This is a genomic window from Bradyrhizobium sp. LCT2 (assembly GCF_009931255.1).
GTDB classification, from domain to species: domain Bacteria; phylum Pseudomonadota; class Alphaproteobacteria; order Rhizobiales; family Xanthobacteraceae; genus Bradyrhizobium; species Bradyrhizobium diazoefficiens.
In genome coordinates this window covers 1,631,419-1,651,336 of sequence record NZ_CP034432.1, presented here as the reverse complement: position 1 = coordinate 1,651,336, position 19,918 = coordinate 1,631,419, and the positions used below count along the sequence as shown (strand labels likewise).

The following is a 19,918-nucleotide window of genomic DNA, read 5'->3' as shown; positions in this document are numbered from 1 at the left end:
CCTCGACATCTCCTGAAACCAGCGCGCCTGCCGTCACGTCAAAACCTGCTCTTATCCCATCGCCTCTTTGACCAGCTCGTCGGCGGCCTCGGCCAGGAGCTCGTCTGCAGCCTCGCCATAGACTGACTCGCGGCCGATTTCCAGCATCACGGGGACGGCGAGCGGGGAGACGTGGTCGAGTTCCCGGTGGGTGATGCGGCCCTGGATGCGGGCCAGCATGCCGCCGAGACGGCGCAGGTCGAGCAGCCCGGTGGCGGCATCGGCGCGGGCGGCGCGCAAGAGGACGTGATCGGCCTGATGCTTGCGCAGGACGTCGTAGACGAGATCGGTCGAGAACAGCACCTGGCGGCGGCTCTTGTCCTCATTGGTGAAGCGGCGCTCGATCAGGCCGGAGATCAGCGCGCAGTTGCGGAAGGTGCGCTTCATCAGCGCGGATTCGGCCAGCCATGCTTCGAGATCGTCCCCCAGCATGTCGGGGTTGAACAGCGCGTCGAGATTGAGCTCGCCGTTGCGGACCATGAAGGAGGCGTCGCCCAGCCCCCAGATCGCCACCGCATATTCGTTGGCGACAAAGCCGAGCGGCCGGGCGCGGGCACGCTCCAGACGACGCGTCAAGAGCATGCCGAGCGTCTGGTGCGCGAGGCGCCCTTCGAAGGGATAGCAGATCAGATAATGCTTGTTGCCGCGTGGAAAGGTCTCGACCAGAAGCTCGCGGACACCCGGCACGCGCGAGACGTCCTTCTGCAACGACAGCCAGTCGCGCACCTGCTCCGGCAGACCGTTCCATGCGCGCCTGTCGTCGAGCAGGCGGCGCACACGCTCCGCCAGATAGGTCGAGAGCGGGAACTTGCCGCCCATATAGGACGGCACCTTCGGATCCTTGTCGTTGGCGCGGGAAACATAGACCTGATCCTCGGCGAGCGCCTCGTAGCGCACGACCTCGCCGCCGAACACAAAGGTGTCGCCGGCGGTCAGCCCCTCGATAAAATATTCCTCGATCTCGCCGAGCACGCGGCCGCCGCGCGCGATCGCGCCGGTCGAACCGCTGCTGGTGGAGCGGGAACGCACCAACCGCACCTTCAGCATCGGCTCCTCGACGATGGTGCCGACATTGAGACGATAGCTCTGCCGCACCTTTGGATTGGCGACGCGCCAGCGTCCCTGCTTATCCTGCCTGATGCGGGCGAAGCGCTCGTAGGTCTTCAGCGCATAGCCGCCGGAGGCGACGAAATCGACGACGTCGTCGAAATCCCGCCGCGCGAGATCGGCGTAAGGCGCGGCGGTGCGCACCTCGTCATAGAGCTCGTCGGAGAGAAACGGCTCGCCGCAGGCGCAGCCGAGCACATGCTGGGCCAGCACGTCGAGCGCGCCTGTTCGCAGCGGCGGCGTGTCCTGCGCATTCTCGGCGATGGCATCGATCGCGACGCGACACTCCAGCACCTCGAAACGGTTGGCCGGCACCAGCACCGCGCGCGAGGCCTCGTCGAGGCGGTGGTTGGCGCGGCCGATGCGCTGCATCAGGCGTGACGAGCCCTTGGGCGCGCCGATATTGACGACGAGATCGACGTCGCCCCAGTCGACGCCGAGGTCGAGCGAGGAGGTGCAGACCACGGCGCGCAGCTTACCTGCCGACATCGCGTCCTCGACCTTGCGGCGCTGGGCGACGTCGAGCGAGCCGTGATGCAGCGCGATCGCGAGCCCGTCGTCGTTCATGCGCCAGAGATCCTGGAACAACATCTCCGCCTGGCTGCGGGTGTTGACGAAGACCAGCGTGGTCTTGTTCGCCTTGATCAGCTCATAGACCTCGCTGAGCGCGTGACGCGCGCCGTGGCCGGCCCAGGGCAGCCGCTCGCGCGTATCGAGCATCTCGACCAGCGGCGGCGCGGCACCGCCGGCGATCACGATGTCGGCGGCCACTTCCTTGCCGCCGGGCTGCGGCACCAGGAAGCGCGCGAGCTGGTCCGGCTCGGCCACGGTCGCCGACAATCCGATCGCGCGGATCTGCGGCGCCAGCCGCCACAACCGCGCCAGCCCGAGCGAGAGCAGATCGCCGCGCTTGGACGTCACCAGCGCGTGCAGCTCGTCCAGCACGATGCGCTTCAAGGAGGAGAACAGGAACGGGGCGTCGTCGGAGGAGAGCAGAAGGGCGAGCTGCTCCGGCGTCGTCAGCAGGATATCAGGCGGATAGCGCCGCTGCCGCTGCCGCCGCGACACCGGCGTGTCGCCGGTGCGGGTCTCGACCTTGATCGGCAGCGCCATCTCGGCGATCGGTCGCTCCAGGTTGCGCGCGATGTCGACGGCGAGCGCCTTGAGCGGCGAGATGTAGAGCGTGTGGAGGCCAGCGCTACGCTGCACGCTGCGGCCGGTGGAGACGAGGCTGTTGTTGTCACCTCCCCCCTTGTGGGGGAGGTCGGCAGCCGCAGGCTGCCGGGAGGGGGGTGGAGCCACGAACGGTGCTTGTGGCCACCCCCTCCCCGCCCCTCCCCCACAAGGGGGGAGGGAGAAGAGAAAGAAGACAACTCCACCAGCGTCGGCAGAAATCCCGCCAGCGTCTTGCCGGCGCCGGTCGGCGCGATCAGCAGCGCGGAGCGGTCCTCGCGCGCCTTCTCCAGCAGCGCCAGTTGATGCGCGCGCGGCGACCAGCCGCGCGCCGCGAACCACGCCTCGAAACGGTCGGGCAGCGGCGCGGCCGGCTCGGCCGGGATTTTGTGGATGCGGGGCGGCACGGCATCACAGGTAAGCCGTGGGGGCGGGTTCGTCGAGGGGTGGAGGGAGGTCTCGTAGGGTGGGCAAAGCGTAGCGTGCCCACCCTTCGCGTATGGGTACCTGGAGAGATGGTGGGCCCGGCGCAAGGGCGCCTTTGCCCACCCTACGACGTCCTGCCCGTTTCCTACTCCGACATCGGCTTGTCGGAGATATCCCAATCCTTGCCGGTGAAGGTGGAGATGAAGAGCGTCTTCATCGGCGTGTAGTCCTCGGGCGTGTAGCTGTAGGTGACGCCCTCGAGGAAGTAGGGCGAGTGGAAGCCGGCAAGAGTCGAGGCCTGCTTCAGCACGTTGGCACGCGTGAGATCATCGCCGCAGCGGCGCAGGATCTCGCCCATAGTGACGGCCTGGCCGTAGCCGGCGAAGGCGATGGTGTTGTCGGGGTCGATGGCCGGCGTGTACTTCTTGCGCAGCTCCTCGAACGCCATCACGTCGGGGTCCTTCTCCCATTTGGGCAGGCCGACCTCCTTGTTGTAGCGGATGGCGACGATGCCGGCGGCGTTCTCGAGGCCCGCGGCGTTCAGAATCGAGCGGCCGGTCGAGCCCGCGGACAACAGTTGCAGCGGCTTCCAGCCGAGCTCGGCCACTTTCCGGATCGACTGCGACGACGCCTTGCCGGTGGAGATGTTGTAGAACACGTCGGCGCCCGACTTCGAGAGATTGATGAGCTGGGAATCGACGGTCGGCTCGGTGAGATCGTAGGTCTGCTCCATGATCACCTGCGCGGTGCCGCCGGCGTCAGTCAGCACCTTCTTGAAGGGACCGAGGAAGTCGCGGCCAAAATCGTCGTTCTGGTAGAGGATGCCGATCTTGGCGTTCGGCTTCACGCTGACGACATGCCGCGCCAGGATGCGCGCCTCGGTCGGATAGAGCGGCAGGCCCGCCATCGTCCATTTGAACTCTTTCGGATTGTTCCACTTCGACGCGCCGGTGTTGAGCAGCAGCTGCGGCACGCCCTTGGAGTTCAGGTATTTGTGCACGGCGGTCTGCGGCGCGGTGCCGAGCGAGCCGTAGAGCGCCAGCACCTCCTCCTGCTCGACCAGGCGCCGCGTCGCCTCGACGCATTTCGGCGCGCTGTAGGCGTCGTCCATGGTGAGAAACTTGATCTTGCGCCCGTTGATGCCGCCCTTCTCGTTCAGCATCTGGAAATAGGCCTCGCCGACGCGCCCGAGCACGCCGTAGAGCGAGCCGGGGCCGGAATGCGGCACGGTCTGCCCGATCTTGATCTCGGTGTCGCTGGCGCCCGCATCGTATTTCTTCTCCGCGGCCCAGACATATGGCGCGGGCAAGGTGGATGCGGCGATGGTGGCGAGCGCGGCGGCGCTGAAATCGCGCCGCGATGGATTCTTGGTCATTATTTGTTTCTCCCTGGCGCGCGCATTGTGCTGGCATCGCAGCACGGCTCGCAAGTCCGAAGTCGTCGCTTTGCGACGCAATGACGCTCAAATCGCGGGGCGTTTAGCGCCTAGACTCAAGTTTTCTCGGCGACGACGACGAGGCCGCGCACCGGCTCGTTGTTCTCGTTGCGCGGAGAGCCCGGCTCCAGGGTGAGGAGCTTCAGTCCGGCTTGCGCAATCGCGCGCCGCACATATTCCGCCGAATGGGCATAGCGCAGGCCTTCGCCGAGAACGATGCCGCTGCCGTCATGCGTCTCCAGCGTGAAGGCAAGCACGCCGCCCGCTGCAAGCACGCGCCCGGCTTCGGCCAACACCGGCGCGAGATCGGAGAGATAGACGAACGCGTCCGCGGCCACGACGAGGTTCGCGCATCCATCGCCCTTGCTGCGCAGGCCCTCGATCATGTCGGCGACCTCGAGCTCGGCATAGAGCTCGGTCGCGCGCGCCACCCTGATCATGCCGGGCGACAGGTCGATACCGATGAAATGATCGACCTGCTTGGCGAAGGCGGCGGCCGCAAGCCCAGTGCCGCAACCGAGATCGATGGTGCGCTTGAAGAAAGCCGGCTTCTTCGCGGCAACGCGCGCGGCCAGCACCGCCTTGAAGATCAGCGCCGGGGCGCGATAGCCGAGATCGTTGATCAGCACGTCTTCGAAACGCGGCGCGTACTGATCGAACAGGGCCTGCACATAAGCCTTGGGCATCTCCGTCATCTGCGCGTCGCCGAGCCGTATCAGATGCAGGCCGGCACCATGCTGATCCCCCGGATCGGACTCCCGCGATTTGCGAAAGGCCGCGATGGCCTTGTCGCGCTCGCCGAGTTGCTGCCGGATCTCGCCGAGCGTGAACCAGGCCGAGGCGAAATTCGGTGCGAGCTCGATCGCCTGCTCCAGGAGATCGGCGGCGGCAGGCAGATCGCCCTTGAGCTGGAGGTCGCGCGCGAATTCGAAACGGCGGTCGGCCATGAGATCGCCGGAGGTCAGAAACAGGCGGAGCGGCATTGGGAACCAGGAAGCGAAGCGGGTGGTGACTCGAAGATGCGGTGAGGCAGCCTATATACCAGTCATGCGCCCGCAAGACATCCTGTTGCCAGCTGCTGCCGGCCTGTGCTGCAAGCCCGGCGGCTTCCACATCGATCCCGTGCGCCCGGTCGAGCGGGCTTTGATCACCCACGGCCATTCCGACCATGCCCGCGCCGGCCATGGCGCGGTGCTGGCGACGCAGGAAACGCTCGACATGATGCGGCTGCGCTATGGCGAGAATTTCGCCGGCTCGACGCAAGCCATCCGTTACGGCGAGGAGATCCGGCTCGGCGATGTCAGCGTGAAATTCCACCCGGCCGGGCATGTGCTGGGCTCGGCGCAGATCGCGGTGACATGCAAAGACACCTGCATCGTCGCCTCCGGCGACTACAAGGACGCGCGAGATCCGACCTGCGCGCCGTTCGAGCTGGTGCCCTGCGACGTCTTCATCACCGAGGCGACGTTCGGCCTGCCGGTGTTCCGGCATGGCGATGCGGCCGATGAAGTGAAGAAGCTGCTCGCCTCGGTCGCGCTGTTTCCCGAACGCGCGCATCTCGTCGGCGCCTATTCGCTTGGCAAGGCGCAACGCGTGATCGCGCTGCTGCGGCAGGCCGGCTATGACGCACCGATCTATCTGCATGGCGCCATGGAGACGATCACGCATTACTACCAGAGCCGCGGGATCGCACTTGGCGATCTCAGGCCGGTGATGGGCGTGAAGAAGGCGGCGCTCGCCGGCACCATCACGCTGGCACCGCCGTCAGCGACATCAGATATCTGGACGCGCCGTTTTCCCGATCCCGTCACCGCCTTCGCCTCAGGGTGGATGCGCGTGCGCGCCCGCGCGCGGCAGCGCGGCGTCGAATTGCCGCTCGTGATTTCCGACCACGCCGACTGGGACGGCCTCACCGCCACGATCGCGGCGACCGGCGCCGGCGAGATCTGGGTCACCCACGGCCAGGAAGACGCGCTGGTGCATTGGTGCCAATCGCGCGGCCTGAGGGCGCAGCCGCTCGATCTGGTCGGCTATGGCGATGAGGAGGAGAGCGAGACGCCGATTGCCGACGAGGCCGAAGCATGAACCGCTTCGCCGAACTCCTCGACCGTCTCGCCTACGAGCCCGGGCGCAACAACAAGCTGCGGCTGATCACCGGCTATTTCCGCGAGGTCGGCGATCCCGATCGCGGCTACGCGCTGGCGGCACTGACCGGCGCGCTCAGCTTCAAGCACGCCAAGCCGGCGCTGATCCGCGACCTGATCGCGTCGCGCACGGACGAGGTGCTGTTCGGGTTGAGTTACGATTATGTCGGCGATCTCTCGGAGACGGTGGCGCTGATGTGGCCGAAGCGCAGCGCAAGCAGCGACGAATCTTTTCCGGGCCACCCCTCTCCCCCGCCCTCCCCCACAAGGGGGGAGGGAGCGCAGCAGTACGCGGCGCTGTCAGCGAGCACAACAACTAATAGCGATTCCCAAAGTGATGGAGGCACGAGCCTCACCGTTCCCTCCCCCCTTGCGGGGGAGGGTCAGGGAGGGGGGTACCGCGGGCGAGATGCCAGCGATGCGCTCCACCCAAGCAACCACAACAACCCACCTCCCCCAACCCTCACCGAAGTCGTCACCACGCTCCGCACCCTCGGCAAGACCGAGCTGCCAAAACAGCTCGAACGCTGGCTCGACGAGCTCGATGAGACCGGCCGCTGGGCGCTACTGAAGCTCGTCACCGGCGCGCTTCGCATCGGCATTTCCGCGCGGCTGGCGAAGACCGCCGCGGCGGCGCTCGGCGACAAGGACCCGCATGAGGTCGAGCTGATCTGGCCGGGGCTCGCGCCACCCTATCTCGACCTGTTCGCCTGGCTGGAAGGCCGCGGCGAAAAGCCGGTCAATCGCGATCCCGCGCCGTTCCGCCCGGTGATGCTCGCGCATGCGATCGACGATACCGATTTCGTCGCGCTCGATCCCGCCGACTACATCGCCGAATGGAAATGGGACGGCATCCGCGTGCAGGCGGTTGCGGGCCGCGACGACCGCGGCCACGTCACTGCCCGGCTCTATTCGCGCACCGGCGAGGACATCACGGGGAGCTTTCCGGATCTCGTGCCGTCGCTGCGCCTGCCGGGCGCGATCGACGGCGAGCTTCTGATCCTGCGCGAGGGCCGCGTGCAGAGCTTCAACGTTCTCCAGCAGCGGCTCAATCGCAAGGCGGTCTCGCCAAAGCTGATCAAGGAATTCCCGATCCATCTGCGCGCCTACGATCTGCTCGGCGACGATGAGAACGATTTGCGTGAATTGCCGTTCACGGAGCGGCGGGAACGGCTGGAAACATTCATCACTAAGCTCGGCGATCCCCGCATCGATCTGTCGCCCATCGTGCCCTTCGCGAGCTGGGAGGCGCTGACCGCCGCGCGCGCCGACCCCGCAAGTGCCGGCGCCGGCGAGGATGCCGACGCCGTCGAGGGCGTGATGCTGAAGCGGCGCGATGCGCCTTATCTGCCCGGCCGGCCGAAGGGCCAATGGTGGAAGTGGAAGCGCGACCCACACATCATCGATGCCGTGCTGATGTACGCGCAGCGCGGCCACGGCAAGCGCTCGTCCTATTATTCCGATTACACGTTTGGCGTCTGGACCGAAGGTGAGACCGGCGACGAGCTGGTACCGGTGGGAAAGGCCTATTTCGGCTTCACCGACGAGGAACTACTCCAGATCGACCGCTTCGTCCGCCGCAACACCACGGAAAAGTTCGGCCCGGTGCGCCATGTCGTGCACGAGGGCGACAAGGGGCTGGTGCTGGAGGTCGCGTTCGAAGGGCTGCAGCGCTCGCCGCGGCACAAATCAGGCGTCGCGATGCGCTTTCCCCGCATCAGCCGACTGCGGTGGGACAAGCCGCCGCGGGAGGCCGACCGGCTGGAAACCCTGGAAAAGATGCTGAAGGCGGAAGCGGCGGAGGTTGAGGCTTGAAGCGTGCTGAGACGAGGCTCGATTGTCGCCAAGGCGAAGGTGCGCCCCCTCTCCCGCTTGCGGGAGAGGTTGGGGTGAGGGTGTCCCCTCATCGGGATTCCCCAAGAGGACAGAGCCCTCACCGGCGCTCGGGACGATGCTTCGCATCGCCGGACGCGCCGACCTCTCCCGCAAGCGGGAGAGGTGAGCCCAGCCGCCGGCGTGCACCCAAATCGCTGGCGCGCTGCCGAAATTAAAATGCGGTAAGCTGATTGACGGCCGGTTACGGGTTCCCCATGTGCCCCGCCGTGACTTATAATCGGGTCGAATCCCGCGAGGAGTTTTTTGCGATGGTCCAAGACGTCAGAGATTTGCCGGCCGGCCGCAGTGATGGCCTGAACCGCTTTCTCGGCGGCTCGCCGCTGGCGGTCGCGTTTCGCCTCGTCCTGCTCTCGATCCTGGTGGGCGTCGTGCTGGCGGCGATCGGCTTCGATCCCTGGAATATCATCTACAGCATTCGCCTCTTGTTCCAGCGGCTGTGGGATCTCGGCTTCGATGCCGTGAACTGGCTGTGGCGCTACTTCCTGCTCGGCGCGGTCATCGTGATTCCGATCTGGCTGCTGTCGCGCGTCTTCGGCGCGCCGCGCCGCTAAATCCGGGTCAAGCTCGGGGAGCCCTCAGCCGATGCAATTACGCTTTGTCGGCTGCGGCGACGCCTTCGGCTCGGGCGGCAGGCTCAACACCTGCTTCCACGTTGCGGGGCGCGAGGCCAACTTCCTGATCGACTGCGGCGCGTCGGCCCTGCCGGCGCTGAAGCGACTCGAGATCGACCGCAACGACATCGATCTGATCCTGATCACGCATTTCCACGGCGACCATTTTGCAGGCCTGCCGTTTGTCCTGCTCGACGCGCAGTTCTCGCGGCGAACGCGACCGCTGACGATCGCGGGCCCGCAAGGCATCGAGACACGGCTGCGCGAGGTGATGGAGGTTTTGTTCGAGCATTCCTCGAAGACCAAGCAGCGCTTCGAGCTCTCCGTCGTCGAGCTCGCGCCCGGGCAAAGGCGCAATTTCGGCGCGGTGACGGTGACGCCCTACCCGGTCGTGCACGGCGAATCCGGCGGCCCGTTCCTCGCCTACCGCGTCGAGACCGAGGGCCGCACGCTCGCCTACAGCGCCGACACCGAGTGGACGGAAACGCTCATTCCGCTGGCGCATGGCGCGGACCTTTTCATCGCGGAAGCCTATATGTACGAGAAGGTGGTCAAGAACCATCTCAGCCTGAAGACCTTGGAACAGCATCTGCCCGCGATCGGCGCCAAACGCCTCGTCCTCACCCACATGAGCGACGACATGCTGTCGCGCCTCGTCGATATCGAGCATCTCGCCGCCGAAGACGGCATGGTGCTCGTGTTCTGACATGCACGCGCCCGTTCCCCTCAAGATCGGCTCCCGCCAGGTCTTCGCCATCGCGGGTCCGGCGATGGTTGCGAACCTCACCACGCCGCTGATCGGGGTGGTCTCGACCACGGCGATCGGGCGGCTCGACGATGCCGCGCTGCTCGGCGGCGTGGCGATGGCCTCCGTCATCTTCGACTGCCTGTTCTGGCTGTTCGGCTTCCTGCGCATGAGCACGCTCGCCTTCACCGCGCAGGCGCTCGGCGCCGGCGAGACGCGCGAGCTGACCGCGATCCTGATGCGCGGCTTCATCGTCGCGGGCCTGATCGGGGCTGCTCTGATCGCGCTGCAACTGCCGCTGGCGGCCGTGCTGTTCGACCTGATGGGCGGCAGCGAAGGCGTCACGCGCGCCGCCAAGACCTATTTCATGATCCGGATCTGGTCGTCGCCGCTGGCCTTCGCCAACTATGTCATCCTCGGCTGGCTGGTGGGGCAGGCCCGCGCCAATCCGGCGCTGCTGCTTCAGATCGTCATCAATCTCGTCAACATGGCGGCGACGATCCTGCTGGTGCTGGTCTACGACACCGGCATCGCGGGCGCTGCGATCGCCGCGCTGCTCTCGGAGACCATCGGCTTCGCGCTCGGCGTGATCGTCTGCCGCCGCCATGTGGACGGCGGCTTTGGCGTGCCTCGCGCCACCTTGTTCGACCGGGCCAAGCTGATGCGGATGCTGGCGGTGAACTCCGACATCATGATCCGCACCGCGGCGCTGATCGCCGTGTTCCTGTTCTTTACCGCGAAGGGCGCGCGCGCCGGCGATGTCACGCTGGCCGCGAATTCCGTGCTCAACAATTTCCTGCTGGTCAGCGCCTTCTTCCTCGACGGTCTTGCGAACGCGGCCCAGCAGCTCTGCGGCCGCACCTTTGGCGCACGCGATGCAAGGGGTTTTGCGGATTCGACCCGGCTGGTGCTCGCGTGGGGGCTCGGCTTCGCGCTGGTGGTCGCGGTGCTGTTCGCGCTGTTCGGGACGGCGCTGATCAATGTCATGACCGCGAGCGAAGACGTTCGCCGGGCCGCGCGCGACTTCCTGCCCTTCATCGTGCTCGCGCCGGTGCCCGGCGTGTTCGCCTTCGGCTTCGACGGGATCTATATCGGCGCCACCTGGGCCCGCGAGATGCGCAATCTCATGCTGGCCTCGCTGGCGATCTTCCTCTTCACCTGGTGGGCGCTGCAATCCCTCGGCAATGCCGGGCTATGGTGCGCGCTGATCGCCTTCTATGTCGCGCGCGGCGGCCTGCAGGGCGCGCGCTATCCGGCGCTGTATGGGGCGACGTTTCCGAAATCGTAGAACAATCGTGGCCCGGATGGAGCGGCTTTCTCTTCGCCTCTCCCCGCAAGCGGGGAGAGGCGAAGAACGGCGCCTCACATCCCCGGCCAGTCTTCCGCCGTCAGCGTCGCAGCATCCGCGCCGACGATGTCGGAGAGCGAATCCCGGCCCGTGCGCAGCAATGTCGAGGTGAGGTCGCGCTTGATCTCCTCGACGAGGCCGAGGCCCTTGTAGACCAGCGACGAATAGAGCTGGATCAGGCTCGCGCCGGCGCGGATTTTCGTCAGCGCGGCGCCGCCGGAATCGACACCGCCGACGCCGACCAGCGGGAACGCGCCCTCGACGCGCACATAGGTCTCCGCGACCATGCGCGTCGACAGGCGGAACAGCGGCCGGCCGGACAGGCCGCCCTGCTCCTTCGCCCGCATTTCCTCGCGCAGCGTGCTCGGCCGTGCGATCGTCGTATTCGACACGATCATGCCGTCGACCCGGCGCGAGCGCGCGACCTGCACGACGTCGTCGAGCTGGGCAAGGCTCAAATCCGGCGCGATCTTCAGCAGCACCGGCGTGTCGCCGGCCTTCTGGCGCACCCGCTCGCGCGCGTCGATCACCCTTGCGAGGAGGTCGTCGAGCAGCGCGCCTTCCTGCAAGTTGCGCAGGCCCGGCGTGTTCGGCGAGGAGACGTTGATCGTGAAATAGCTCGCGACCGGCGCAAAGGCCTCGATCAGCTTGACGTAGTCCCCAACGCGGTCCGGCGAATCCTTGTTGGCGCCGACATTGACGCCGACGATGCCGCCGTGCTGCGCGCGCGCGGCGAGCCTGCGCAGCGCGACATCCGCGCCGTCATTGTTGAAGCCCATGCGGTTGATGACGGCCTCGTCGCGCTCGAGCCGGAACAGCCGCGGCCGCGGATTGCCGCTTTGCGGCTTGGGCGTCACCGAGCCGATCTCGACGAAGCCGAAGCCGAGGCGCAGCAGCGCATCCGGCACCTCCGCGCTCTTGTCGAAGCCCGCGGCCATGCCGATCGGGTTGGGAAAGTTGAGCCCGAAGGCGCGCACCGCGAGCTTGGGATCGTCAGCGCGCGGCTTGACCGGCGGCAGGAAGCGCAGGCCCTGGATCGCCAGGCGATGCGCATCCTCCGGATCGAGCCAGCGCAGCACCGGCAGCGAAAGAGCATCGAAGGCGCGAATCACGGGGCAAGCTCCGGCATGTCGTGGCCGCCGTCCGAGCGCATGTTGAGGTTCACCACCGAGATGACCGCGCCGAAATCGAGCTCGCCATAGAGATGCGGAAACAGCTCGTCATTGCGCGAGCGCTCCCAGCGCAATTCGCTGCCGAGCGCATCGCCGTCGACCTCGACCAGGAACAGCGCGCGCTGCCCGAAATAATGCTTGCGCAAGGTCTCGGGAACCTGGGCGGCCGTCGAGAAATGGATGAAGCCGTCGCGCGCGTCGTCCGCGCTGCCGCGGTACACGCCCTGCCGTTCCGCCTCGCGCCAGGCCGAGGCCGGACAGATTTTGTAGATCTTGTTGACCACCTGATGTGGAGCCCTGTTTGCTCTTTGAGTCAGCTCGTTGAGTCTCTTGGGGTTTTTCGTCTCTTGCGGGTCTCAAAACCCGGCGCGACCGTAAAGGCGGCCCCTTCCGAACTCAAGACTTAGAGCCTATTCCATTCCGATGAAATCGGAACGGGCTCTAAATTCTTGTTTTGACGCGTATTCTTGACGCGAACCGGTATCCGCTTCGCTTGAAAGCGCGTCCGCCGTCGCCTCTTGCGCGAAAATCGGAAAACCGGTTGATTTGAGGACAGTTTTCCTGAGTTGCGACGGGCTGGACCTTCCATGGTCAGACAGGCCAAAGCGCAGAGGATACTGACTCACGACCAGATCTGGGTCGCGCTGGATCGGCTGGCGGCGCGCGCCGGGCTGTCTCCGTCCGGCCTCGCCAAGCGGGCAGGGCTCGACCCCACCACTTTCAACCGGTCCAAGCGCGTCACCTCGGACGGCCGCGAGCGCTGGCCCTCGACCGAATCGATCGCAAAGGCACTGGCGGCGGCCGGCGCCTCAATCGATGTCTTTGCCGGGTTGATCAGCGACGAAACCGGCAACAGCCGCTCGGTGCCGCTGCTCGGGCTCGCACAGGCGGGCGCGAGCGGCGCTTTCGACGAGTCCGGCCTTCCGTCCGGCAAGGGCTGGACCGAGCTCGCGCTTCCCACCGCCGAGGACAGCCAGACGTTTGCGCTGGAGATTGCCGGCGATGCGCTTGCCCCGACCTATCGCAACGGCGACGTCATCCTGGTCTCACCCGGCACGCCGATCCGCAAGGGGGATCGTGTCGTGGTGACGACCAAGGCGGGCGAGGTGACGGTCGCAACGTTGAAGCGCCGCACGGCCAAGGCGCTGGACTTGCTGCCGCTCGATGCCTCGCAGGCCGAGCGCACGATCGCGGCGGGTGAGCTCGCGTGGGTCGCAAGGATCGTGTGGGCGAGCCAATAAATTCAACGCGCGACGGCCATTGCGACTCACCGCGCCTCTCGCCTAGGTTGCGCGCGCATCGCCGATCTAATTCATCTTGGGGGAATATGATGAATCGCCGTCACGCATTGAAGGCCCTCGCGGGTCTTGCGCTTTGTCCGGTCTGCAAGCCGGCCTTCGCCGCCGAAGGCGTGCATTGGAGCTATGAAGGCGCCGGAGCCCCTGCCAAATGGGGCGATCTCGACGCGGCCAACAAGGCCTGCGCGGTCGGCCTGCAACAATCGCCGATCGACATCGAGGCGACGATCAAGTCGCAATTGCCGACGTTGAAGCTGAATTGGGGCAAGAGCGCCGACACCATCGTCAACAACGGGCACACGATCCAGCTCAACTTCGCCGAAGGCAGCACGCTCACGCTCGGCGACGTCAAATACAAGCTGCTCCAGGTGCACTTCCACCGGCCGAGCGAGCACATGATCGGCGGCAAGAATTTTCCGATGGAGGCGCATTTCGTCCATCGCAACGATGCCGGCGGGCTCGCCGTGGTCGGCGTGCTGATGGCCGAGGGCAAGCCGAACGCGGCCTTCGGCAAGATCGTCAAGACCATGCCGGCGGCGGAAGGCCCCGCGGTGAAAGCCGACGCGAGCATCGATCCCCTCGCCATGCTGCCAACGAGGCTCAGCTACTTCCGCTATCCCGGCTCGCTGACGACGCCGCCCTGCTCGGAAGTGGTCGAATGGCTGCTGCTGACCACCCCGATCCAGGTCTCGGCCGCCGACGTCGCGGCCTTCGCAAAGCTCTATCCGATGAACGCGCGGCCGGTGCAGAAGGACAACCGGCGTTACGTGCTACGCTCGACCTGAGGCGCAGCCTCGGCACCTCGGACGTTCTGTCTGATGTCCACGACGACCTCGTAGTTGGCGGCCGTTGCATCGAAGGCCGTCAGCATGGCCTGCGCCTCAGGATCGACGACGGCCTTGTCGGGATCGGATCCCGTGAAGGCGCGGATGCTGTCGAGGCCCTGCCACAGCGTCAGCGCCAGCACTTCGGTGCCCCCCTCCACCTCGCGGCGCAACAGCGAGGCGCCGGAAAAGCCGTCGATGGCCTCAAGGTGCGGCACCACCCGGGTTGCAAAGTGATGCTGATAGAGGGCGGCCTTGTCGCGCGCGGCCGCCGCACGCCAGATGCGAGCGATCATCCTTCTCTCCGAAGCCTGCAAGGCCGAGTCTTGCGGGAACACACCCGGCGCCGTATTGGCTGAAATTGCGGCAACGCTCCCATCCCGATTTTGCCTCTCGTCCAGGACCGCCCGTCGCGTCATGATGTGCGAGAGACGGAGCACACGGACCGACGATGGCGCGCCGGCACACTGGCAACCACACGAGCTATTGGCACAGCCGGCGGATTCCCGGCATGAGCCTGCTGCGCGCCGATTTCCGCCACCACGACTACGGTTCGCACACCCATGATGCCTATGTGATCGCGGTAACGGAGTCCGGCGGCGCCGAAATCCGCAACCGCAATGTCGTGCGAAAGGTCGGCGCCGCCACGCTGTTCGTCTCCAATCCGGACGAGCGGCAGTCGGCCCGGATGGGCGATAGCGGACGATGGCGCTATCGCGCCTTCTATCTCGCCCAGCCTGCAATCGGCGACCTCGCGCGGCGCTTCGGCACGGACCCCCTGCCCCACCTCCAGGAGAGCATGCTCGACGACGGCGATCTGATCGGGCGCTTCGACCGGTTGCACCGGGTGCTGGAAACCGAACAGGACGACCTTTTGGCCGACGAGCTGGTCGCCGATGCCTTCGGCCGTCTGTTCGAGCGCTATGGTGACGGACGCCGCAGCAAGATCCCTGCCGGCCGCGACGCCGTCGTGTCGCGGTTGATCGCCCTGATGCGGGAGCGCCATGCCGAAAATCTGAGCCTGGACCAGCTTGCCGGCCTCGCAGGCCTCACCAGTTTCCAGCTGATCGGGCTGTTCAAGCGCACGGTTGGCCTCACCCCGCACTCCTATCTCGTCCACATCAGGCTCAACGCGGCCTGCCATTTCTTGAGGCGTGGCCATTCGCTGGCCGACAGCGCGCTGGCGGCGGGATTCTGCGACCAGGCCGCGCTCAACAAGCATTTCAGGCGCTGCTACGGCATCACGCCCTTGCAGTTTGCGCAGGCCGCGCGAGCGGGCTGACGCCGCAATTTCAGCCAATACTGCCGGGGAACACGCGCCCTACTGCGATGCTGCGGAGGTTCTGCGCGGCGGGCGCCGTGCCGATTCCCGGCCTGACCGAGAAAGCGAAATGACCACACCATCGGAACCGAGACTCCCCGCATTCGATCCGGAGGACGTCAGCGAGAGCAATTTCACCGGCTATCCGCAGCTGCACCGCGCCGCGAACCAGATGCGCTACAACCGCCGGCTCGGCGAGCATGCGGGGCTGAAGAATTTCGGCGTCAACCTGACCCGGATCATTCCGGGCGGGCAATCCTCGTTCCGTCACGCGCATTCGCGCCAGGACGAGTTCGTCTTCGTGATCGAGGGCGAAGTGGTGCTCGAGACCGATTCCGGCGCGCAGGTGCTGACGACGGGTATGTGCGCCGGCTTCCCCGCCGGCAGCGGCGATGCGCACCGCTTCGTCAATCGCACCACGCGCGACGTCAGGCTGCTCGTGATCGGCGATCGCACGCCGGACGACGTGATCAGCTATCCCGACGTCGACATGCACGCCGTGCTCGGGCCGGATGGCGTCTACAAATTCACGACCAAGGCGGGCGAGCCGCTTTAGGGCCGCGCCTCGCTACCTGCCTCACGCGCTCCGCGCCAGCGCGCCGTCGATCATGTTGACCGCGTTCTGCACACCGTACACCGCAACGAAGGAGCCGAAGCGCGGGCCCTTCTCCTGGCCGAGCAGCACCTGGTAGAGCATGTTGAACCAGTCGAGCGTCACGCCCGGACGGCCGTCCTTGCCCTTCTTGACCTGGTCGAGGAACGGCTCGCGGCGACCGATCTCGTAGACGACGTTCTGGATGTCCTCGGCCGAGGATTCCTGCGGAAGCTGCGACAGCGCATCGCGCAGATCCTGCAGCGCGGCGCGCTCGGTCTCGGTCGGCACGCGGAACTGCTTCGTCGGCGCCACGAAATCGCGGTAGTAGTTGATGGCGTAGCCGACCATCGCATCGAGCTTGGGATGCGTCTTGGGGCTCACGCCGGGGCGATAGCGGCCGATGAAGCCCCACAGCGTCTCGGCATTCTCCGCATTCGACGACGACACCAGCGTCAAGAGAAGCTGGAAGGTGACGGGCATGTCGCCCTTCGGCGGATGGCCGTTGTGGATGTGCCAGACCGGATTGCCGAGCTGCTGCTTGCCATCCTGCTTCGCAAAGCCGTCGATGAACTGCTGGTAGTCGTCCACGTTGCGCGGGATGACGTCGAAATACAGCCGCTTGGCCGCCTTCGGCTCGCGATACATGAACAGCGACAGCGATTCCGGCGAGGCGTAGCGCAGCCATTCGTCGATGGTGAGGCCGTTGCCCTTCGACTTCGAGATCTTCTGGCCTTGCTCGTCGAGGAAGAGCTCGTAGTTGAAGCCTTCGGGCGGCGTGGCGCCGAGCGCCCGGGCGATCGCGCCCGAGAGCTTCACGGAATCGATCAGGTCCTTGCCGGCCATCTCGTAGTCGACACCGAGCGCAACCCAGCGCATCGCCCAGTCGGCCTTCCACTGGCACTTGACGTTGCCGCCGGTGACAGGCGTCTCGACTTCCTGGTTGGTATCCGGATCGACATAGGTCACCGTGCCGGCCGCGACATCGCGGCGGATCATCGGCACCTGGAGCACGATTCCGGTGGTCTTGCTGATGGGCAGGAACGGCGAATAAGTCGCGCGGCGGTCCGGCCCCAGCGTCGGCAGGATGATCGCCATGACCTTGTCGTAGGCGGCGAGCATCTTCAGCAGCGTCGCGTCGAAACGGCCGGACGTATAATAGTCGGTCGAGCTCGCGAACTCGTAGTCGAAGCCGAAATGATCGAGGAAGGCGCGCAGGCGGGCGTTGTTGTGGTGCCCGAACGACGGATATTCGTTGGAGAACGGATCCGGCACGCGCGTCAGCGGCTTGCCGAGATGCGCAGCCAGCATCTCCTTGTTGGGGACGTTGTCCGGCACCTTCCGAAACCCGTCCATGTCGTCGGAGAAGGCGAGCAGACGCGTCTTGATCTTGTCCTCGGTCAGCACGCGGAAGGCATGGCGCACCATCGAGGTGCGCGCGACCTCGCCGAACGTGCCGATATGCGGCAGGCCCGAGGGGCCGTAGCCGGTCTCGAACAGCACCTCGTCCTTCGGGCTTTTGTTCAGCCGCGCGACAATGGCCTTCGCCTGCTCGAACGGCCAGGCGTTGGATTGTTCGGCGAGCGCACGCAGGTCGCTCGGATTCGCGGCAAGATCGATAACGGACATCAGGGGCCTCCGGGCCGCGGAAAATAGCGATTTCCCGGCAGAATGCAAAAATGGTCTTGATCGTCATTCCGGGGCGATGCGCAGCATCGAACCCGGAATCTCGAGATTCCGGGTTCGCGCTTCGCGCGCCCCGGAATGACGATCGATGGTTAGAACGGGCTCACCGAAAAATACCGCAGCCACAGGTCGGTGTAGCGGCCTTTTTCCCAGACGCGGAACAGGGCCCAGTTCAGGGCCTGGCGCAGCACGTCGTTGCCCTTGCGCACGGCGATGCCGATGCCTTCACCGAAAAAGCGGCTCTCAACGAAGGGACCGCCGGAGAAGGCGCAGCAATCGCCCGAATCCGTGCCGTTGATCCAGAAGGCGAGCGAGATGGCGTCGCCGAAAATGAAGTCGACCTCGCCCTTGCGAAGCGCGGCGCGCATCGCGTCGTCGTTGGGATAGGGGTGCAGCTCGGCGTCGGTGAACATCGCCTTGAGATAGGCTTCATGCGCGGAGCCGCCGATCACGCCCACCTTCTTGCCCTCGAGATATTCCGGGCGGATTTCCGGCATCACCGCATCCTTGCGCGAGGCAAAGCGCGCCGGCACGCGGTAATAGGGATCGGAGAAGTCGACGCGGGCCCGGAGCTGCGGGCTCACCGCCATCGAGGCGATGATGGCATCGCCCCGGTTCGAGGTGAGCGCGTCGACCAGGGTCTCGAAGCGGCGCATCTGCACCGTGCAGGTGACCTTGATCTCCTCGCAGAGCGCGCGGGCGAGATCGACGTTGAAGCCGGCCGGATTGCCGTCGGCGCCGGTGTAGTTGAACGGCGGATAGTCGGTCTCGGTCAAAAAGCGGATCACGGTCAGGCGCGACAGGTCCGGCCGCTCCGGCCGCCGCCGCGGGTCCCAGAAGCCGGGCACGGCCTGCGGGGCCGCCTGGGGCGCGACCTGCGGGGTGACCTGGGGCGCCGCCGGAGGCTGCTTGGCCGGGGCCTGCGCCGTCGCGCCGGGCAGGCCGGCGAACAGGCAGGCGCCGACGGCCAGCCCTGTCAGCAAGCCACGGGCAGATTTGGACGATTTCGCCTGTTGCGATGGAGCCATCGGCCGGAAATGAACGAATTTCGTTGGGATCGGAGGGCCTTATAGACCATCCGCCCGGGAACGCGAGCGCCGATTGCGGTCAGGGTGAAGGTGCGCTCCCTCTCCCGCTTGCGGGAGGGGGTCGGGGAGAGGGTGTCTCCGCGGAGGGACAATCCCCGAGAGGACGCGGCCCGACCGATCCACCAAACTACAGATAACGCTTTAGGTCCGCCGCGGCCTCTTCCGGCGTCCGCTTGAGGTTGAACGGCGAGACGAAGCGGCCGTCGCGGTCCATCAGATAGATCAGCGCGGTGTGGTCCATGGTGTAGTCGCCGTCCTTGGTCGGGACCTTCTTGGCGTAGACCCGGTAGGACGTGATCACCTTGGCGATCTCGGCGGGATCGCCGCTGAGGCCCTCGAGATGCGGATCGAAGCTCGACAGATAGTTCTTCATCGTCGCCGGCGTGTCCCGCTCGGGGTCGACCGAGATGAAGATGGCGTTGACCTTGTCGGCGTCCTTGCCCATCGCGCGCAGCACTTCCGAGATCTCGAACAGCGAGGTCGGGCAGACGTCGGGGCAATGGGTGTAGCCGAAGAAGATCAGGGTCGGCTTGCCCTTCAGGCTCTTGTCGGTGACGGCCTTGCCGTTCTGGTCGGTGAGCTGGAACGGGCCGCCGATCGCAGCCGGTTGCGCCACCTTGCCGACCCCGCCCATGGCCCAGAACATGATCAGCAGCCCGACGATCAGGCTTGCGGCGAAGGCGGTCGCGATCACCAGCGGGCGGGTGGCGGAGCTCATGGGCGGAAGACTTCCTGTCGGGGGTCAGAAGCAGGCAATGAAGCCGGTCCTGATCATTTCGAAGAACACCTGGGTGCCATAGTGGAACCACAGCGCCAGCGCGCCGATCACGACCAGGCCGCCGACACCTGTGCCAGCCAACAGCAGCACAGACGGCGTCCGGCCGGCATTGGGCGAATTGTCCTGTAACGGATCGGCCGGGCGCACTGGTTGAGCCATGACAACGATCGGGGCGAAAGCCCCGGTTCCCTAGCTTTGAGATAAGCTTTAGCCCGCCTGCGGGCAAGGCGCCGCT

19 protein-coding genes are annotated in these 19,918 nt (G+C 66.1%); 9 read left to right on the top strand and 10 right to left on the bottom strand.

What is annotated here, in order from left to right; all coding sequences use genetic code 11:
- Window positions 1-51 precede the first annotated feature (51 nt).
- The 3 genes from EI171_RS08375 to EI171_RS08365 all read right to left on the bottom strand — a co-directional run bounded on the left by EI171_RS08375 (window position 52) and on the right by EI171_RS08365 (window position 5,163).
- Window positions 52-2,661: a ligase-associated DNA damage response DEXH box helicase gene (locus EI171_RS08375; RefSeq protein ID WP_371740480.1), complete on the bottom strand. Its 2,610-nt coding sequence runs from the start codon at window positions 2,659-2,661 to the stop codon at window positions 52-54.
- A 229-nt stretch (window positions 2,662-2,890) separates the two neighbouring features.
- Window positions 2,891-4,120, bottom strand: coding sequence for an ABC transporter substrate-binding protein (locus tag EI171_RS08370; protein WP_028172814.1), 1,230 nt, complete (start codon window positions 4,118-4,120; stop codon window positions 2,891-2,893).
- 116 nt (window positions 4,121-4,236) lie between these two features.
- Window positions 4,237-5,163, bottom strand: coding sequence for a class I SAM-dependent methyltransferase (locus tag EI171_RS08365; protein ID WP_161533072.1), 927 nt, complete (start codon window positions 5,161-5,163; stop codon window positions 4,237-4,239).
- 64 nt (window positions 5,164-5,227) lie between these two features.
- On the opposite strand from EI171_RS08365, the gene EI171_RS08360 reads away from it, so the two are divergent.
- The 5 genes from EI171_RS08360 (at window position 5,228) to EI171_RS08340 (ending at window position 10,864) form a co-directional block, all read left to right on the top strand.
- Complete coding sequence (locus tag EI171_RS08360) at window positions 5,228-6,265, top strand: ligase-associated DNA damage response exonuclease (protein WP_161533071.1); 1,038 nt, start codon at window positions 5,228-5,230, stop codon at window positions 6,263-6,265.
- Window positions 6,262-8,139: an ATP-dependent DNA ligase gene (locus EI171_RS08355; protein ID WP_011083963.1), complete on the top strand. Its 1,878-nt coding sequence runs from the start codon at window positions 6,262-6,264 to the stop codon at window positions 8,137-8,139. The genes EI171_RS08360 and EI171_RS08355 overlap by 4 nt, the downstream gene beginning before the upstream one ends.
- 329 nt (window positions 8,140-8,468) lie before the next feature.
- Window positions 8,469-8,771, top strand: coding sequence for a DUF6460 domain-containing protein (locus tag EI171_RS08350; RefSeq protein WP_028172810.1), 303 nt, complete (start codon window positions 8,469-8,471; stop codon window positions 8,769-8,771).
- A gap of 31 nt (window positions 8,772-8,802) precedes the next feature.
- Window positions 8,803-9,537, top strand: a complete 735-nt coding sequence (locus EI171_RS08345) for an MBL fold metallo-hydrolase (protein ID WP_161533070.1) — start codon at window positions 8,803-8,805, stop codon at window positions 9,535-9,537.
- Window position 9,538: 1 nt separating this feature from the next.
- Window positions 9,539-10,864 carry an MATE family efflux transporter gene (locus EI171_RS08340; RefSeq protein WP_161533069.1) on the top strand — a complete coding sequence of 442 codons (1,326 nt, stop codon included), beginning with the start codon at window positions 9,539-9,541 and terminating at the stop codon, window positions 10,862-10,864.
- Window positions 10,865-10,938: 74 nt separating this feature from the next.
- On the opposite strand, the gene EI171_RS08335 is transcribed toward EI171_RS08340, so the two are convergent.
- On the bottom strand, window positions 10,939-12,036 hold the full coding sequence (locus EI171_RS08335; RefSeq protein ID WP_011083959.1) for a quinone-dependent dihydroorotate dehydrogenase: 1,098 nt from the start codon (window positions 12,034-12,036) through the stop codon (window positions 10,939-10,941).
- Window positions 12,033-12,380 (bottom strand): DUF952 domain-containing protein, encoded by a 348-nt coding sequence (locus tag EI171_RS08330; RefSeq protein WP_011083958.1) that lies wholly within the window; start codon window positions 12,378-12,380, stop codon window positions 12,033-12,035. The genes EI171_RS08335 and EI171_RS08330 overlap by 4 nt, the downstream gene beginning before the upstream one ends.
- Before the next feature lie 303 nt (window positions 12,381-12,683).
- Between EI171_RS08330 and EI171_RS08325 the strand changes: the two genes are divergently transcribed.
- Together EI171_RS08325 and EI171_RS08320 are read left to right on the top strand one after the other, a co-directional pair.
- The gene (locus EI171_RS08325) at window positions 12,684-13,337 is read left to right on the top strand and encodes a helix-turn-helix transcriptional regulator (RefSeq protein ID WP_011083957.1); all 654 of its coding nucleotides are present in this window, start codon (window positions 12,684-12,686) and stop codon (window positions 13,335-13,337) included.
- 89 nt (window positions 13,338-13,426) lie between these two features.
- Complete coding sequence (locus EI171_RS08320; protein ID WP_161533068.1) at window positions 13,427-14,179, top strand: carbonic anhydrase; 753 nt, start codon at window positions 13,427-13,429, stop codon at window positions 14,177-14,179.
- On the opposite strand, the gene EI171_RS08315 is transcribed toward EI171_RS08320, so the two are convergent.
- Window positions 14,158-14,514 carry an antibiotic biosynthesis monooxygenase gene (locus tag EI171_RS08315; protein WP_161533067.1) on the bottom strand — a complete coding sequence of 119 codons (357 nt, stop codon included), beginning with the start codon at window positions 14,512-14,514 and terminating at the stop codon, window positions 14,158-14,160. The two genes, EI171_RS08320 and EI171_RS08315, sit on opposite strands and share 22 nt — an antisense overlap.
- A 215-nt stretch (window positions 14,515-14,729) precedes the next feature.
- On the opposite strand from EI171_RS08315, the gene EI171_RS08310 reads away from it, so the two are divergent.
- Window positions 14,730-15,500 carry an AraC family transcriptional regulator gene (locus tag EI171_RS08310; RefSeq protein WP_161533066.1) on the top strand — a complete coding sequence of 257 codons (771 nt, stop codon included), beginning with the start codon at window positions 14,730-14,732 and terminating at the stop codon, window positions 15,498-15,500.
- A gap of 109 nt (window positions 15,501-15,609) precedes the next feature.
- Window positions 15,610-16,095 carry a cupin domain-containing protein gene (locus EI171_RS08305; protein ID WP_161533065.1) on the top strand — a complete coding sequence of 162 codons (486 nt, stop codon included), beginning with the start codon at window positions 15,610-15,612 and terminating at the stop codon, window positions 16,093-16,095.
- 21 nt (window positions 16,096-16,116) lie between these two features.
- On the opposite strand, the gene EI171_RS08300 is transcribed toward EI171_RS08305, so the two are convergent.
- From EI171_RS08300 to EI171_RS08285, 4 genes are all read right to left on the bottom strand, one after another.
- Window positions 16,117-17,760 carry a lysine--tRNA ligase gene (locus EI171_RS08300; protein WP_161533064.1) on the bottom strand — a complete coding sequence of 548 codons (1,644 nt, stop codon included), beginning with the start codon at window positions 17,758-17,760 and terminating at the stop codon, window positions 16,117-16,119.
- Between the two features lie 149 nt (window positions 17,761-17,909).
- A complete protein-coding gene (locus EI171_RS08295; RefSeq protein WP_161533063.1) occupies window positions 17,910-18,845 on the bottom strand; it encodes a transporter substrate-binding domain-containing protein in 936 nt (311 codons plus the stop codon).
- 187 nt (window positions 18,846-19,032) lie between these two features.
- On the bottom strand, window positions 19,033-19,623 hold the full coding sequence (locus EI171_RS08290) for an SCO family protein (RefSeq protein WP_011083950.1): 591 nt from the start codon (window positions 19,621-19,623) through the stop codon (window positions 19,033-19,035).
- Window positions 19,624-19,647: 24 nt separating this feature from the next.
- Window positions 19,648-19,842, bottom strand: coding sequence for a hypothetical protein (locus tag EI171_RS08285; protein ID WP_028172801.1), 195 nt, complete (start codon window positions 19,840-19,842; stop codon window positions 19,648-19,650).
- Window positions 19,843-19,918 lie beyond the last annotated feature (76 nt).

What these genes read in the sequence shown, in the direction of transcription:
- EI171_RS08370 (WP_028172814.1), bottom strand. Translation starts at nt 4,120, where the DNA reads ATGACCAAGAATCCATCGCGGCGCGATTTCAGCGCCGCCGCGCTCGCC.
- EI171_RS08365 (WP_161533072.1), bottom strand. Translation starts at nt 5,163, where the DNA reads ATGCCGCTCCGCCTGTTTCTGACCTCCGGCGATCTCATGGCCGACCGC.
- EI171_RS08360 (WP_161533071.1), top strand. Translation starts at nt 5,228, where the DNA reads ATGCGCCCGCAAGACATCCTGTTGCCAGCTGCTGCCGGCCTGTGCTGC.
- EI171_RS08355 (WP_011083963.1), top strand. Translation starts at nt 6,262, where the DNA reads ATGAACCGCTTCGCCGAACTCCTCGACCGTCTCGCCTACGAGCCCGGG.
- EI171_RS08350 (WP_028172810.1), top strand. Translation starts at nt 8,469, where the DNA reads ATGGTCCAAGACGTCAGAGATTTGCCGGCCGGCCGCAGTGATGGCCTG.
- EI171_RS08345 (WP_161533070.1), top strand. Translation starts at nt 8,803, where the DNA reads ATGCAATTACGCTTTGTCGGCTGCGGCGACGCCTTCGGCTCGGGCGGC.
- EI171_RS08340 (WP_161533069.1), top strand. Translation starts at nt 9,539, where the DNA reads ATGCACGCGCCCGTTCCCCTCAAGATCGGCTCCCGCCAGGTCTTCGCC.
- EI171_RS08325 (WP_011083957.1), top strand. Translation starts at nt 12,684, where the DNA reads ATGGTCAGACAGGCCAAAGCGCAGAGGATACTGACTCACGACCAGATC.
- EI171_RS08320 (WP_161533068.1), top strand. Translation starts at nt 13,427, where the DNA reads ATGAATCGCCGTCACGCATTGAAGGCCCTCGCGGGTCTTGCGCTTTGT.
- EI171_RS08315 (WP_161533067.1), bottom strand. Translation starts at nt 14,514, where the DNA reads ATGATCGCTCGCATCTGGCGTGCGGCGGCCGCGCGCGACAAGGCCGCC.
- EI171_RS08310 (WP_161533066.1), top strand. Translation starts at nt 14,730, where the DNA reads ATGAGCCTGCTGCGCGCCGATTTCCGCCACCACGACTACGGTTCGCAC.
- EI171_RS08305 (WP_161533065.1), top strand. Translation starts at nt 15,610, where the DNA reads ATGACCACACCATCGGAACCGAGACTCCCCGCATTCGATCCGGAGGAC.
- EI171_RS08300 (WP_161533064.1), bottom strand. Translation starts at nt 17,760, where the DNA reads ATGTCCGTTATCGATCTTGCCGCGAATCCGAGCGACCTGCGTGCGCTC.
- EI171_RS08295 (WP_161533063.1), bottom strand. Translation starts at nt 18,845, where the DNA reads ATGGCTCCATCGCAACAGGCGAAATCGTCCAAATCTGCCCGTGGCTTG.
- EI171_RS08290 (WP_011083950.1), bottom strand. Translation starts at nt 19,623, where the DNA reads ATGAGCTCCGCCACCCGCCCGCTGGTGATCGCGACCGCCTTCGCCGCA.
- EI171_RS08285 (WP_028172801.1), bottom strand. Translation starts at nt 19,842, where the DNA reads ATGGCTCAACCAGTGCGCCCGGCCGATCCGTTACAGGACAATTCGCCC.